General features: G+C 72.1%; 12 protein-coding genes and 2 pseudogenes. 7 read left to right on the forward strand and 7 right to left on the reverse strand.

Features of this window, described 5'->3' with window-relative positions; genetic code table 11:
• The first annotated feature begins 135 nt into the window (after window positions 1-135).
• On the forward strand, window positions 136-495 hold the full coding sequence (locus tag ACIP5W_RS03945; RefSeq protein WP_401466311.1) for a cupin domain-containing protein: 360 nt from the start codon (window positions 136-138) through the stop codon (window positions 493-495).
• A 71-nt stretch (window positions 496-566) separates the two neighbouring features.
• On the opposite strand, the pseudogene ACIP5W_RS03950 reads toward ACIP5W_RS03945, so the two are convergent.
• Window positions 567-935 (reverse strand): annotated as a pseudogene (locus ACIP5W_RS03950) (VWA domain-containing protein); the annotation flags it as partial.
• Here ACIP5W_RS03950 and ACIP5W_RS03955 point away from each other — a divergent pair.
• Window positions 849-1,685: pseudogene (locus ACIP5W_RS03955) on the forward strand (FAD-dependent oxidoreductase); the annotation flags it as partial. The pseudogenes ACIP5W_RS03950 and ACIP5W_RS03955 overlap by 87 nt on opposite strands.
• 9 nt (window positions 1,686-1,694) lie before the next feature.
• On the opposite strand, the gene ACIP5W_RS03960 reads toward ACIP5W_RS03955, so the two are convergent.
• From ACIP5W_RS03960 to rhaI, 6 genes are all read right to left on the reverse strand, one after another.
• A complete protein-coding gene (locus ACIP5W_RS03960) occupies window positions 1,695-2,336 on the reverse strand; it encodes a lactate utilization protein C (RefSeq protein WP_401466314.1) in 642 nt (213 codons plus the stop codon).
• Window positions 2,333-3,820 carry a LutB/LldF family L-lactate oxidation iron-sulfur protein gene (locus ACIP5W_RS03965; RefSeq protein ID WP_401466317.1) on the reverse strand — a complete coding sequence of 496 codons (1,488 nt, stop codon included), beginning with the start codon at window positions 3,818-3,820 and terminating at the stop codon, window positions 2,333-2,335. Before ACIP5W_RS03965 ends, ACIP5W_RS03960 begins: the two co-directional genes overlap by 4 nt.
• Window positions 3,817-4,572 (reverse strand): (Fe-S)-binding protein, encoded by a 756-nt coding sequence (locus tag ACIP5W_RS03970; protein WP_401466320.1) that lies wholly within the window; start codon window positions 4,570-4,572, stop codon window positions 3,817-3,819. The genes ACIP5W_RS03965 and ACIP5W_RS03970 overlap by 4 nt, the downstream gene beginning before the upstream one ends.
• 110 nt (window positions 4,573-4,682) lie before the next feature.
• Window positions 4,683-6,119 carry a rhamnulokinase family protein gene (locus ACIP5W_RS03975; RefSeq protein WP_401466323.1) on the reverse strand — a complete coding sequence of 479 codons (1,437 nt, stop codon included), beginning with the start codon at window positions 6,117-6,119 and terminating at the stop codon, window positions 4,683-4,685.
• Between the two features lie 5 nt (window positions 6,120-6,124).
• A complete protein-coding gene (locus tag ACIP5W_RS03980) occupies window positions 6,125-8,164 on the reverse strand; it encodes a bifunctional aldolase/short-chain dehydrogenase (protein WP_401466325.1) in 2,040 nt (679 codons plus the stop codon).
• A gap of 291 nt (window positions 8,165-8,455) precedes the next feature.
• Window positions 8,456-9,616: an L-rhamnose isomerase gene (gene rhaI, locus ACIP5W_RS03985; RefSeq protein ID WP_401466327.1), complete on the reverse strand. Its 1,161-nt coding sequence runs from the start codon at window positions 9,614-9,616 to the stop codon at window positions 8,456-8,458.
• 296 nt (window positions 9,617-9,912) lie between these two features.
• Between rhaI and ACIP5W_RS03990 the strand changes: the two genes are divergently transcribed.
• The 5 genes from ACIP5W_RS03990 to ACIP5W_RS04010 are packed head-to-tail and all read left to right on the forward strand — an operon-like array spanning window position 9,913 to window position 14,941.
• On the forward strand, window positions 9,913-11,430 hold the full coding sequence (locus tag ACIP5W_RS03990; protein WP_401466329.1) for a sugar ABC transporter ATP-binding protein: 1,518 nt from the start codon (window positions 9,913-9,915) through the stop codon (window positions 11,428-11,430).
• Entirely contained in the window at window positions 11,427-12,464 is a 1,038-nt protein-coding gene (locus ACIP5W_RS03995) for an ABC transporter permease (RefSeq protein ID WP_401466331.1), read from the forward strand. Before ACIP5W_RS03990 ends, ACIP5W_RS03995 begins: the two co-directional genes overlap by 4 nt.
• Window positions 12,457-13,470 (forward strand): ABC transporter permease, encoded by a 1,014-nt coding sequence (locus ACIP5W_RS04000; protein ID WP_401466333.1) that lies wholly within the window; start codon window positions 12,457-12,459, stop codon window positions 13,468-13,470. Before ACIP5W_RS03995 ends, ACIP5W_RS04000 begins: the two co-directional genes overlap by 8 nt.
• A 50-nt stretch (window positions 13,471-13,520) precedes the next feature.
• A complete protein-coding gene (gene rhaS / locus ACIP5W_RS04005) occupies window positions 13,521-14,603 on the forward strand; it encodes a rhamnose ABC transporter substrate-binding protein (protein ID WP_401466336.1) in 1,083 nt (360 codons plus the stop codon).
• A gap of 17 nt (window positions 14,604-14,620) precedes the next feature.
• On the forward strand, window positions 14,621-14,941 hold the full coding sequence (locus tag ACIP5W_RS04010; RefSeq protein ID WP_401466339.1) for an L-rhamnose mutarotase: 321 nt from the start codon (window positions 14,621-14,623) through the stop codon (window positions 14,939-14,941).

A 14,941-nucleotide genomic window follows, 5' to 3' on the forward strand; every position in this document is an offset into this window, starting at 1 on the left:
AGTCACCCGAATGGCGGCCCTCGGGTCGCGGGCGGAGGATGAACGTGTGGGGACCGGCCCCCACCGGTGACGTCCGGTGCCGCCGGGGAGACCGGCCCCGGCCGCGGTCGAACGCGGCCGGAAGGGAGGAGCGTCATGCTGGAAGTGAAGACGCTCGACAAGCCGGACGAGCGACGCGATTTCCCGCGGGGGCATCTCGAAGCCGTCCACATGACGGGCCTGGACTTCGCCGTGGCGACCTTCGAGCCCGGCTGGCGCTGGTCCGAGTCGGTGGCACCGATCGCCGGAACCGAGAGCTGCCAGGTCCACCACAACAGCTACGTCGTCCAGGGCCGCATGCGCATCCGTATGGACGACGGAGCCGAGAGCGAGGTGGGCCCCGGTGACGTGTTCGTCTGCTCGCCCGGCCACGACGCCTGGGTGGTCGGCGACGAGCAGGTGGTGGCGTACGACTTCGCCGGGCAGATGGCCCAGGAGTACGCGAAGTCCGACTGAGACCGGCCCCGTCGGACCGGGAGTCGGGCCGGGAGCCGGACCGGGAGCCAGGTCGGGGGCCGGATCGCGAGTCAGACCGGGAGGGCAGGGCTGACCAGCGCGCCGAGCCGGCGAGCGGTGCGGCACTCGTGCATCGCGACCGGCTCGGCGTGGTCCGGGGCGGCCGAGTCCCCCGTACCCCACTGCGCACGCGGCTCCGGATTCAGCCAGTGCACCCGGCGCGCCCGCGCCACGATCCGCCGTACGGCGGGCAGGCTCGGGTCGCTCATGTTCGCGCGGGCGTCGCCGGGCACGAAGACCGTCGTGCGGGACCCGACCGCCGCTGCGCACCGCTCGGCGAACTCGCCCAGGGCGACGCCGTAGTCGCCGCTGCCGTGCCAGCCGGTCAGCGTCGCCTCCGCGCGGATGCAGCCACCGAGGCCCTCCGGATCGGCCGCGCCGATCGACGCCGGCCGCGCGGCACGTACATCACCCCCGAGAACAACACCCGCTCCGTGCGCACCGCGCCCCTGCCCGACGGCCGGCGGCTCCTCGTCGTGACCGGCGAGCACTTCACCCCCGGCGCGGGCGGCGACGTCGAGGAACGGTTCGACAGGCTGGCCGGCTGGGCCACCGAGCACTTCGGCGACCTGACCTCCACCCATCGCCGGGCCACCCAGGACAACGACTCCACCGACTCCGTCCCGCTGGTCCGCGCCCTGCACCCCGGCAGCCGGAACGTGTACGTGGCCACCGGCTTCGGCGGCTGGGGAATGAGCGGCGGCATCATGGCGGGCCGGCTGCTCGGCGACCGGATCACCGGGCACGACTGTGCCTGGAGCGACCTCTACGACCCGCGCCGTATCGCCTCCGTCGTCCGTGAGGGCGCCACCTTCCTGAAGCAGCAGGCCGACGTGGCCCGCCACTTCGTGGGGGACCGGCTGCCGACGGGGACCGGCTCGACGGTGGACGGGATCGCCCCCGGCGACGGTGCGGTCGTACACGTCGCCGGGGAACGCCGCGCCGTCCACCGCGACGAGGCCGGACAGCTGCACGCCGTCTCCGCGCGCTGCACCCACCTGGGCTGCCTGGTGGCCTTCAACCACGCGGAGCGGGCCTGGGAGCGCCCCTGCCACGGCTCCCGCTTCGACGGGGAGGGCAAGGTCATCCAGGGACCTGCCCAACAGCCTCTGGAACGAAAGGAGTGGTAAGGCGGCCGCTCAGCCGACCAGGATCACCTCCAGGGTGCGCGGCCCGTGCACGCCCTCCACCCGGTCGAGTTCGATGTCGCTGGTCGCCGAGGGGCCGGAGATCCACGTCAACGGGCGTGCCGGGTCGAGCCGTTCGAGCGCCTGCGGGACGGAGGCGACCACCTGGTCCGGGACGCGCACGACGCAGATGTGGTGGTCGGGGACGAGGGTGATGCGGCGGCGGCCCTGGTCGGGGGAGCCGTCCAGGACGATGGTGCCGGTCTCGGCGACGGCCAGGGCGCAGCCGGTGACCACGCTCTCCACCTCGTCGAGTTCGTGAGACGTGCTCACGGCGCGGTCGTGGACCCGGGTGGGATCGGCGGCCGACATCCACGCCGGCGGGAGACCCGGGGGCACGAGCACGTACCGGGGCCCCCGCTGGGCGAGCAGCCGCATGATGAGCAGGGGCAGCCCCTCCTCGTCCGTGCGGTGCACGACCGCCCGGTAGTCCGCCAGGTTCTCCGCGAGCAGCTCCACCGTCTCCGCGACACTCCGGTCGCCGTGCTCGCGCAGGTACTCCCGCCCGACGGCGTCCTCGTACGGGGAGTCGTCCCGCGGCACGTCGGCCAGCGCGCGCCGCACCCGGCCCAGAATCCGTTCCCTGCTGCTCACTTCGCGGCCCCCTTGCCGTCGTTCCCGCCGTGCGTGCGCTGCCACCAGTCGCGGAAGGGCTCCGCCGGCACGGCCGGGAGGTCCCGGGTGCCGCTCCACGCCTTGCCGGGGCCCGGCAGCGAGCGCGGATGCAGCCGGCGGGTGCGGGAGGCGAGCCGCTGGCCGGTGCGCAGGGCGCCGGGGCGGCTGAACGCCCAGCGGGCCGCCCGCATCGCCGCCCGCTCGGCGGCGTGCCCCTTGGCCGGCTTCAGCACCGCCTTGTTGCCCTCCCGCGTCACCGGCCCGCCCTGGACGACCCGTTCCCGCAGGTGCACCAGCACCTCGGGGATGTCGATGGCGACCGGGCAGACCTCGTAGCAGGCGCCGCACAGCGAGGAGGCGTACGGCAGCGAGGCGTCGATCTCGCTCTGGGTGCCCCGCAGCTGGGGGCTGAGGATGGCGCCGATCGGCCCCGGGTAGACCGAGCCGTAGGCGTGCCCGCCCGCCCGCTCGTAGACGGGGCAGACGTTGAGGCAGGCCGAGCAGCGGATGCAGCGCAGGGCCTGGCGGCCGACCTCGTCGGCGAGGGTGTCGCTGCGGCCGTTGTCGAGGAGGACCAGGTGGAAGGTCCGCGGGCCGTCGCCGTCGGTGGTGCCCGTCCACGTCGAGGTGTAGGGGTTCATGCGTTCGGCGGTGGAGGAACGGGGGAGGGTCTGGAGGAAGACCTCCAGGTCACGCCACGACGGCACGATCTTCTCGATGCCGACCACCGAGATCAGCGTCTCGGGGAGGGTCAGGCACATCCGCCCGTTGCCCTCGGACTCGACGACCACCAGGGTGCCCGTCTCGGCGACCATGAAGTTGGCGCCGGAGACGCCCACCTTGGCCCGCAGGAACTTCTCGCGCAGGTGCAGCCGGGCCGCCTCGGCTAGTTCGGCCGGCGTGTCCGTCAGCCCCTCGGGCGCCGGACGCCCCCACTCGCCCATCTCGCGGGCGAAGATGTCGCGGATCTCCCCGCGGTTGCGGTGGATCGCGGGGACGAGGATGTGCGAGGGCCGGTCCTTGCCCAGCTGCACGATCAGCTCGGCGAGATCGGTCTCGTAGGCGCGGATGCCCTCGGCCTCCAGGGCCTCGTTGAGCCCGATCTCCTGCGTGGCCATGGACTTGACCTTCACGACCTCCGACTCACCGGTCTCCTTGACCAGCCGGGTGACGATCCGGTTGGCCTCGTCGGCGTCGGCCGCCCAGTGGACGGTGCCGCCCGCCGCCGTGACGGACTCCTCCAACTGCTCGAGGTAGCGGTCGAGATGACGGAGCGTGTGATCCTTGATCCGCTTGCCGGCCTCCCGCAGCTCGGCCCAGTCGGACACCTCGGCGACCGCCGCCGCGCGCTTGGCGCGGATGGTGTGCGTGGCGTGCCGCAGATTGCCCCGCAGCGTCGTGTTGCCGACCGCCTCGTGGGCGGCCTTCGGGAACGCCGGCATTCCGAGATACGTACCGCTCATACGGCCGGTTCCTCCTCCGTGCTCGCCAGGATCTCCGCGATGTGCACCGGCCGCAGGCCGGACCGGAGCCTGGTCATCGTGCCGCCGATGTGCATCAGGCACGAGTTGTCGGCCGCGCACAGCACCTCGGCGCCCGTCGACTCGGCGTTGCGCACCTTGTCCGTGCCCATCGCCGCGGAGACGTCGGCGTTCTTCAGCGCGAAGGTCCCGCCGAAGCCGCAGCACTCCTCGGCGCCGGGCAGCTCGACCAGTTGCAGCCCCTTCACCGCCCGGAGCAGCCGCCGGGGCCGTTCCCCGAGACCGAGACCGCGCAGCCCGTGACAGGTCGGGTGGTAGGTCACGGTGTGCGGGTAGTACGCCCCGACGTCCGTCACGCCGAGCACGTCGAGAAGGAACTCGGTCAGCTCGTACGTCTTCGGCACCACCGGCGCCAGGGCCGCGGCGAGGGTGTCGCCGCGGCCCTCGGCCCGCGCCCGCTCACCCATCCGCGGGTACAGCTCGCGCACCATCGCCCCGCACGATCCCGACGGCGTCACGATCGCCTCGTACTCCCCGAAGACATCGGAGAAGTGGCGGGCGAGAGGTTCGGCCTCGTGGCGGTAGCCGGTGTTGTAGTGGGCCTGGCCGCAGCAGGTCTGGGCCATCGGGAAGTCGACCTCGACACCCAGTCTGGTCAGGAGTTTCACCACGGCGCGGCCGGTGTCGGGATACAGCGTGTCGTTGACACAGGTCAGGAACAGTGCGACACGCATCGCGGCTCCTCGGGGTCGGTCATCGGATGGGTGCAGGGTAGTCCGGCGGCCGGGCCGGGGCCGGGCCGAGGCTCACCGTGTGGCGAGCCCGGACCGGGGGCCGGCCCGGCTCACTGTGTGGCGAGCCGGGCCTGCGCGTCCCGCCAGCGGCCGGTGCCGCCCTGCGGTTCGTAGCGCGTCAGGTGCTGGGTTCTGGCGAGCAGCCCGCGCATGTCCTGCCGGTCGCCGACCAGCCCGTGCGCCCTGGCCTGGACGAGGACGTTGCCGAGCGCGGCGGCCTCCGTCGGACCGGCCACCACCGGCAGCCCGCAGGCGTCGGCGGTGAGCTGGCACAGCAGCGCGTTGCGGGTGCCGCCGCCGACGATGTGCACGACGTCGACGGGGTGGCCGGCCAGCCGCTGGGCGTCCTCCACCGCCCGCCGGTGGGCGAGCGCGAGGGAGTCCAGGATGCAGCGGGTGATCTCGGCGGGGGTGCCCGGCACCGGCTGCCCGGAGGCGCGGCACGCCTCGGCGATCCGCTCCGGCATCCGGCCCGGCGCGAGGAACGCGGCGTCCCCCGCGTCCACCACCGACCGCAGCGCCGGCACCTCGGCGGCGTCGCGCAGCAGCCCGCTCAGGTTCGGGTCGCCCCAGGCCCGTACGCACTCCTGGAGCAGCCACAGCCCCATGATGTTGCGGAGGTAGCGGACCGTGCCGTCCAGTCCCAGCTCGTTGGTGAAGTTGGCGGCGCGGCTGTCCTCGGTGAGCACGGGTGCGTCGAGTTCCAGGCCGGCCAGGGACCACGTGCCCGTGCAGATGTAGGCGAAGCGCTCGCCCGTGGCCGGCACGGCGGCCACCGCGGACGCCGTGTCGTGCGACCCGACGGCCGTCACCGGCACGGGCCCGGCCAGCCCGGTCTCCTCCAGCACCTCCGCCCGCAGCACGCCCGCCGCGTCCCCGGGCCGCCGCAGGGGGGCGAACAGGCCGAGGTCGATGTCCAGCCGCGCGGCGAGGTCGTACGCCCAGTCGCGGGTCCGGGGATCGACGAGCTGGGTGGTGGAGGCGTTGGTCAGCTCGGTGCCCTGCTCCCCGGTCAGCCAGTACGACAGCAGATCGGGGATGAGCAAAAGCCTTCGTGCACAGGCCAGTTGACGGCTCTCGCGGGCCGCCGTGAGCTGGTACAGCGTGTTGAAAGGCGCGTACTGCAGTCCTGTCGCCGCGTACAGCTCGGCGGCCGGGACGCTCGCCCACACCTTCTCCGGGACGCCCTCGGTGCGGGCGTCGCGGTAGTGCACCGGGTTGCCCAGCAGGGCCCCGTCGGCGTCGAGCAGGCCGTAGTCCACGGCCCAGCTGTCGATGCCGACGGAGTCCACCTGGCCGGCGGCCCGCAGTCCCTCCAGCACCCCGGCGTACAGCCCGAGCACGTCCCAGCGCAGGCCTTCCGGCACGCGCACGGGGCGGTTGGGGAAACGGTGCGCCTCGGTCAGCTCCAGCGTGTCCGGGCCGACGCGGCCGGTCATCACGCGCCCGCTGGAGGCGCCGAGGTCGACCGCGGCGTACGACTTCACGGCCGTCACCGGAGGAAGGCGGCCGCCACACCCGCGTCGACGGGGATGTGCAGACCGGTGGTGTGGGTGAGTTCGCCGCCGGTGAGCGCGAAGACGGCGTTCGCCACGTGCTCGGGCAGCACCTCCCGCTTGAGGATGGTGCGCTGCGCGTAGAACTCGCCCAGCTTCTCCTCCTCGATCCCGTAGGTCGCCGCGCGCTGGGCGCCCCAGCCGCCCGCGAAGATGCCCGAGCCGCGCACCACGCCGTCGGGGTTGACGCCGTTGACGCGGATCCCGTGCTCGCCCAGCTCGGCGGCCAGCAGCCGCACCTGGTGGGCCTGGTCGGCCTTGGTCGCGGAGTAGGCGATGTTGTTCGGGCCGGCGAAGACGGCGTTCTTCGACGCGATGTAGACGATGTCGCCGCCCAGTTCCTGCGCGATCATCACGCGGGCCGCCTCGCGCGAGACGAGGAAGGAGCCGCGGGCCATGATGTCGTGCTGGAGGTCCCAGTCCTTCGCGGAGGTCTCCAGCAGCGGCTTGGAGATGGAGATGCCGGCGTTGTTGACCACCAGGTCGACCCCGCCGAAGGCGAGCACCGCGGCCCGGAAGGCGTCGGCGATCTGCTCCTCGGAGGTGACGTCGACGGTCACGGCGACGGCCTTGTCCGGCCCGCCCAGCTCCTCGGCCACGGCGGCCGCGTTGTCCCCGTTCAGATCGGCGACGACGACACACGCGCCTTCGGCGACCAGCCGGTGCGCGATCGCCCTGCCGATGCCGCTGCCCGCGCCCGTCACCAGCGCCACCCGCGTGGCCAGGGCCTTCGGCTTCGGCATCCGCTGGAGCTTGGCCTCCTCCAGCGCCCAGTACTCGATGCGGAACTTCTCCGACTCCTCGATCGGCGCGTACGTCGACACCGACTCGGCACCCCGCATCACGTTGATCGCGTTGACGTAGAACTCGCCGGCCACCCGGGCGGTCTGCTTGTCCTTGCCGAAGGAGAACATGCCCACCCCGGGCACGAGCACGATCGCCGGGTCGGCGCCGCGCATCGCGGGGGAGTCGGGCGCCGCGTGCCGCCGGTAGTAGGCGGCGTGCTCCTCGCGGTAGGCGGCGTGCAGCTCCTTCAGCCGCGCCACCGCCTCCGCCACCGGGGCGGTGGGCGGCAGGTCCAGGACGAGGGGCCGCACCTTGGTCCGCAGGAAGTGGTCGGGGCAGGAGGTGCCGAGCGCGGCGAGCCGCGGATGCCCGGCGGCGGCCAGGAAGTCCAGCACGACGTCCGAGTCGGTGAAGTGCCCGACCTGCGGCCGGTCCTGCGAGGCGATCGCCCGCACGTACGGCGCGAGGGCGGCGGCCCGCTCCCGTCGCTCGTCCTCGGGCAGCGCCCCGTAGCCCTCGAGGGCGGGCCCGAACGGATCGGCCTTGCCCCGCTCCGCCAGGAACGCCTCGGCGGTCCGGATGATGTGGAGCGAGTTGCGCTCGCACTCCTCGGCGGTGTCGCCCCAGGCGGTGATCCCGTGCCCGCCGAGGATGCAGCCGACGGCCTGCGGGTTGGCGGCCTTCACGGCGGCGATGTCCAGCCCCAGCTGGAAACCGGGCCGCCGCCACGGCACCCACACCACGCTGTCCCCGAAGCACTCGGCGGTCAGCTTCTCCCCGTCGGCGGCGCAGGCGAGCGCGATGCCCGAGTCGGGGTGCAGGTGGTCGACGTGGGCGGCGTCCACGAGGCCGTGCATGGCGGTGTCGATGGACGGGGCCGCGCCGCCCCTGCCGTGCAGGCAGTAGTCGAACGCGGCGACCATCTCGTCCTCGCGCTCCACGCCCGGGTAGACGTCGACGAGCCCCCGCAGCCGGTCCAGCCGCAGCACGGCCAGTCCCGCCTCGGTGAGGGTCCCGAGGTCCCCACCGGACCCCTTCACCCACATCAGCTCGACGTCGCCACCGGTGACGGGGTCGGTGCCGGTGCCCTTGGCGGAGGTGTTCCCGCCGGCGTAGTTGGTGTTGCGGGGGTCGGCGCCGAGCCGGTGCGACCGGGCGAGGAGTGCGGCGGCTTCGGGATGCGGTGCCATGAACTTCCAGTCCTTACGTGAGAGAGAGGTGAGTGCGGTTCTTCCAGGGGCGCGGGGCCGCGCCGAGGTGCGGCCCGCCGGCGTGGACGCGACCGGTCACGACGCCCCGCGGCCCGCGATCTGCGGACGCCCGGGCGGTCGGCCGCTGCGTGCGCGGCCCGTGCGGGGCGGGGACGACGGCCGGTGCCCCGTGCGCGGCGGGAACGACGACCCCCGGCCCGCGGGCTGCGGACGCCCGGGCGGCCGGCCGCGGCGTGCGCGGCCCGCGAACAGCGGGAACGCGGCCGGCGCTCACGCGCCCCAGCCGGCCTGCTCCCCACCGACCCGCTCGGCGACGATCTTCTCGGCCCACCCGCTCGCGCGGTACGCGGCGATGGGGTCGGGGTCCAGCCCCATCTCCTCCCGCACCTCGCGCAGCAGCGGCCGTACGTCGGTGTTGTACGCGTCCATCAGCACCGCGTTCGCCTCCAGGACGTCCCCGGAGGCCTGCGCGGCGGCCAGCGCCGACCGGTCGACCAGCAGGGCCTTCGCCGTGGCCTCCTGGACGTTCATCACGGACCGGATGATCGCCGGGATCTTCGCCTCGATGTTGTGGCACTGGTCGAGCATGAACGCCACCTCGGAGCCGAGGCCCCCGCCGCGGACGACCTCGTACATGATCCGGAACAGCTGGAACGGGTCGGCCGACCCCACCATCAGGTCGTCGTCGGCGTAGAACCGCGAGTTGAAGTCGAACCCGCCGAGCTTGCCCTCGCGCAGCAGCGTGGCCACGATGAACTCGATGTTGGTGCCCGGCGCGTGGTGACCGGTGTCGACGACCACCTGGGCCTTGGGGCCGAGCTTGAGGCAGTGGGTGTACGCGGTGCCCCAGTCCGGGACGTCCGTCGTGTAGAACGCGGGCTCGAAGAACTTGTACTCCAGCAGCATCCGCTGCCCGTCCCCGAGGCGCCCGTAGACCTCGGCCAGGGCCTCGGCCAGCCGGTCCTGCCGGGCCCGGATGTCGTCCTGGCCGGGGTAGTTCGTGCCGTCGGCGAACCACAGCTTGAGATCGGCGGAGCCGGTCGCGTCCATGATGTCGACGCACTCGAGGAGGTGGTCGACGGCCTTGCGCCGGACCGAGGCCTCCGGGTGGCAGACGCTGCCCAGCCGGTAGGCGTCGTCCTGGAAGGTGTTGGAGTTGATCGTCCCCAGCTTGACCCCCCGGTCCCCGGCGTGTTTCGCAAGTGCGGAGTAGTCCTCCACCTTGTCCCAGGGGATGTGCAGGGCCACGGTCGGGGCGACGCCGGTGAACTCGTGCACCTTCGCCGCGTCGTCGAGCTTCTCCCGCGGGTCGCGGGGCACGCCCTCCTGGGCGAACACCTTGAAGCGGGTCCCAGAGTTCCCGTACGCCCACGACGGCGTCTCTACGGCCTGGGTCTTCAGCGCGGCCTTCACCGCGGCGAGGTCGGTCACTCAGTGCTCCTGTGACATCGGTCCGGAAAGACATCCTGATCGGCTTCCGGAAAGGCTTCCGGGTGAAACGATTCAGAACGGGAAGCTATGAGGCCGTCGGGGGTGTGTCAACCCCTCTGCCCAGGTCCGGCCTCCGTGACCGTTGCGTGACCTTCGGCTATCGAAAACTTTTCGAGGCGGACCCATTGACGTGACATGTCCGTCGTGCCTAACGTCCCGGCAATCCAGTTGAAACCTTTCACGACGCCGTGGCGGCCCCTCGGGGACTGTCGGCGGACGTCGTCGAGGAGCCATCCATGACCCACCCGTCCGACACGGGACCTGCCCCGGTGCTGGCGCTCAGGGACGTTTCCAAGTCCTTCGGCGCCGTACGCGCCCTGCGGGGCGTCTCCCTGGAGCTGTTCCCCGGCGAGGTGCACGCCCTCGCAGGCGAGAACGGCGCGGGCAAGTCGACCCTCATCAAGACGCTCGCCGGAGTGCACCGGCCGGACGCCGGCCAGGTGCTGCTCGACGGCGAGCCCGTCGTCTTCCACGGCCCCGGCGACGCCCGCGACGCCGGCATCGCCGTGATCTACCAGGAGCCCACGCTCTTCCCCGACCTCTCGATCGCCGAGAACATCTTCATGGGCCGCCAGCCCCGGCGGGCCCTCGGCCGCATCGACCACAAGGCCACCCACGAGGCCACCGCGGCCCTGATGCGGCGCCTCGGCGTCGACCTGGACCCGGACCGCCCGGCGCGCGGCCTGTCCATCGCGGACCAGCAGATCGTCGAGATCGCCAAGGCGCTCTCCTTCGACGCCCGCGTCCTGATCATGGACGAGCCGACCGCCGCCCTCACCGGCAGCGAGGTCGCCCGCCTCTTCGGCGTCGTGCGCACCCTGCGCGAGGAGGGCGCCGCCGTGCTGTTCATCTCGCACCGGCTGGAGGAGATCTTCGCGATCTGCCAACGGGTGACAACCCTGCGGGACGGCGCCTGGATCGCCGGCGAGCCCCTCGACGGCATGAGCGAGGACGACCTGGTGCGCCGGATGGTCGGCCGCGACCTCGACGAGCTGTACCCGAAGCAGCACGTCGATCCCGGCGAGGTCGCCCTCAGCGTGCGCCGGCTGACGCGCGAGGGCGTCTTCACCGACGTCTCCTTCGAGGTCCGGCGCGGCGAGATCGTCGGCCTCGCCGGACTGGTCGGCGCCGGGCGCACCGAGGTCGCCCGCGCGGTCTTCGGCATCGACCGCTGGGACGCCGGAGAGGTGGAGGTCGACGGCCGCACCCTCACCAACGGCGCCCCGTCCACCGCCATGGCCGCGGGCCTCGCCCTGGTCCCCGAGGACCGGCGCGCCCAGGGCCTGGTGATGGACATGTCCATCGAGCGCAACATCGGCCTGACCGGACTCCGTACCACCGTGAAGGCCGGTCTGATGGACCGGGGCGCCGAGCGCAGCCGCTCGCTCGACTGGGCGGTGAAGCTCCAGGTGAAGTACGCCCGGATCGCCGACACCGTCAACACGCTCTCCGGCGGCAACCAGCAGAAGGTCGTCCTGGCGAAGTGGCTGGCCACCGGGCCGAAGGTGCTCATCGTCGACGAGCCCACCCGCGGCATCGACGTCGGCACCAAGGCCGAGGTGCACCGGCTGCTGTCCGAGCTGGCCGCCGACGGGGTCGCCGTCCTGATGATCTCCTCCGACCTGCCCGAGATCCTCGGCATGGCCGACCGCGTGCTGGTGATGCACGAGGGCCGGCTCACCGCCGAGATCCCCCGCTCCGACGCCACCGAGGAAACCGTGATGGCCGCAGCCACGGGGAGGGCAGCCGCATGACGGTGACCGCTCCCGAAGCCCCCGCCGCCGAGGCGGCCGGGTCCAGCAGCACCCGCCTGGTGGACCGCGTCTTCAAGATGCGCGAACTGGCCATCCTGGTCGTCTTCCTGGTGATGATCGCCGTCACACAGGCCGGCAACAGCGAGTTCCTGTCGGAACAGGGCATCAAGGACCTCCTGCTCAACGCGACCATCCTGGTCCTGGTCGCCACCGGCCAGTCCCTGGTCGTCATCACCCGCAACGTCGACCTGTCCGTCGGCTCCACGCTCGGCATCAGCGCCTTCGCCGCCGGCGTCTACCTCCAGGACGGCGGCGACCCGCTCGTCGCGGTCGCGCTGGCGGTCCTGCTCGGCATCGGCTTCGGCCTGCTCAACGGCCTCCTGGTCAGCCTCGGCCAGGTGCCGGCCCTGGTCGTCACCCTCGGCACCCTGTACATCATCCGCGGCATCGACTCCATCTGGGTCGGCTCCCGGCAGATCACCGCGGCCGACCTGCCCGGCGGTTTCGTCGACTTCGGCGCCGGCGGCATCTCCGCCGTGCCCTGGCTCGCGCTGATCGCGCTCGTCGTCCTGGTCGCCACCGCCTACTACCTCAAGCACTTCGGCAGCGGCCGTGAGCTGTACGCGCTCGGCTCCAACCCGGAGGCCGCCCGCCTCGCCGGCATCCCCGTCCGCAAGCGGATCCTCGTCGCCTACACCTTCTGCGGCGCCCTCGCCGGCCTCGCCGGAGCCCTGTACCTCGCCCGGTTCGGCAACGTCGACTCCGGCACCGGCAACGGCTACGAACTCACCGTCGTCAGCGCGGTCGTCGTCGGCGGCGTGGTCTTCACCGGCGGCTCCGGCAGCGTCTACGGCGCCGCCCTCGGCGCCCTGCTGCTGACCTCCGTCAACAGCGTGCTGCCCGCCCTCGGCGTCAGCTCCGTCTGGGTGCTCGCCATCAACGGCATCCTGCTCCTCCTCGCCATCGCCGTCGACCGCGTGGTCGCACTGCGGGTGGCGTCGGCCCTGAAGAAGAGGAACGCCCGCCATGCCTGAGTCGCTGGCCCGCGCCATCCGGTGGGACACGGTCGTCGGCGCCCTCCTGGTCGTCCTGCTCCTGCTGTCCTTCTCGTTCGTGGACGGTTTCGGCAACGCCCTCAACCTGTCCTTCCTGATCGGCAACACGCTCCCCATCGCGCTGATCGCCCTGCCGATGACCCTGCTGGTCGTCTCCGGCGAGATCGACCTGTCCGTCGCCTCCACGGCCGGCCTGTCCGGCGCCGTGATGGGCGCCCTGTGGAACCAGGGCATGACCATCGAGGCGATCATCCCGGTCTGCCTGCTGCTCGGTGTGGTCTGCGGCCTGGTCAACGGACTGCTGGTGACCCGCCTCGGACTGCCCTCGCTCGCCGTCACCATCGGCACCATGGCCGCCTACCGGGGCATCGCGCAGATCGTGCTCGGCTCCGACGCGGTCACCGACTTCCCCGCCCAGTACCTGGACTTCGCGGCCGGACGCATCGGGGACACCTTCGTCCCGCAGGCCCTCCTGCCCTTCGTGGTCCTCCTCGCGATCGCCGTGGTCGCCCTGCACGCCACCCCGTTCGGCCGGTCGCTGTTCGCGATCGGCGCCAGCGAGGAGGCCGCCCGGTTCGCCGGGATCCGGGTCAGGCGCCAGAAGCTGATCCTGTTCACCCTCACCGGCCTGATGGCCTCCCTCACCGGCATCTTCTGGGCCCTGCACTACGCCAGCGCCCGCTACGACAACGCCACCGGCCTCGAACTGTCCGTCGTCGCCGCGGTGCTGCTCGGCGGCATCGACTTCGACGGCGGCAAGGGAACCCTGGGCGGAGCCGTCGCCGGTGTCTTCCTGCTCGGCGCCCTGCAGAACGTGATGAGCCTCCAGGACGTCTCCGCCCAGTCGCAGATCGTCGTCACCGGCGTCCTGCTCGTCCTCTCGGTGCTCGGCCCCCGCGTCGCCCGCCAGATCGCCGTCGCGCGGGCCGGCCGGCGAGCCGCGTCGGCACCACCACCGGCCGGCGCACCCGCCCCGGCCCCGTGACCCCCCAGCCGCCCCCCGCGTCCCCCCGTACTCACAAAGGACCCTCTCTCATGCGCAAGTCGTCCCTCCGCCGTACCTGCGCGGCCCTGGCCGCCGTCACCTCCCTCGCGCTCGCCGCCACCGCCTGCGGCGGCACCACCAAGGAGGACGTGAAGAACGAGAGCACCGGCGCCGCCGCCTCCGCCGGCAAGGCCGACCCGAACGCGGCCACCAAGAAGGGCCTGACGGTCGGCTTCCTGCCCAAGCAGGTCAACAACCCGTACTTCACCACCTCCGACAAGGGCGGCGAGGCGGCCCTGAAGGAACTGGGCTCCAGCTACAAGGAGGTCGGCACCAGCAGCGGCACCGACACCTCCGGCCAGGTGTCCTACGTCAACACGCTCACCCAGCAGCAGGTCGACGCGATCGCCGTGTCCGCGCAGGACCCGGGGGCGCTGTGCACCGCGCTCAAGCAGGCCATGAGCAGTGACATCAAGGTCGTCACCTACGACTCCGACACCAACCCCGAGTGCCGCAACGCCTTCGTCTCGCAGGCCAGCGGTGAGGACCTGGGCCGCACCGAGGTCCAGCTGCTCGCCGAGCAGATCGGCTACAAGGGCGAGATCGCGATCCTGTCCGCCGCGCAGACCGCGACCAACCAGAACGCCTGGATCGAGTTCATGAAGGACGAACTCAAGGATCCCAAGTACAAGGACATCAAGCTGGTCAAGGTCGCCTACGGCGACGACGACGCCCAGAAGTCCTTCCAGCAGACCCAGGGCCTGCTCCAGGAGTACCCGAACCTGAAGGGGATCATCTCCCCGACCACCGTCGGCATCAAGGCAGCCGCCCAGTACCTGTCCGGCTCCAAGTACAAGGGCAAGGTCAAGCTGACCGGCCTCGGCACCCCCAACGACATGCGCAAGTACGTCAAGAACGGCACCGTCGAGGCCTTCGAGCTGTGGGACCCGGCGAAGCTCGGCGCGCTCGCCGCGCAGACGGCGGTGGCCCTGGTGTCCGGCCAGATCACCGGCAAGGAGGGCGAGACCTTCACCGCCGGCGGCACCAGCTACACCATCGGCAAGGACGGCGTGATCAGCCTCGGCAAGCCGACCGTCTTCGACGCCAAGAACATCGACCAGTTCAACTTCTGACCAATCAAGGGGTGTTGATGCAACGCGTGTGCTTCCTGCTGAAGGTCCGGGCGGACCGCCTCGACGAGTACCGCGAGCGGCACGCCGCCGTCTGGCCGGAGATGCTCGACGCCCTCTCGGCCACCGGCTGGCACAACTACTCGCTCTTCCTGCGCGAGGACGGACTGCTCGTCGGCTACCTGGAGACCGAGGACTTCGCCGCGGCCCAGGCCGGCATGGAGGCCACCGACGTCAACACCCGCTGGCAGGCGGAGATGGCGCCGTTCTTCGAGTCGTTGGACGGCGCCCGGCCCGACGAGGCCATGAAACCACTCACCGAGGTCTTCCACCTCGCCTGA

Source organism: Streptomyces sp. NPDC088766 (genome assembly GCF_044750845.1).
Classification (GTDB): Bacteria; Actinomycetota; Actinomycetes; order Streptomycetales; family Streptomycetaceae; genus Streptomyces.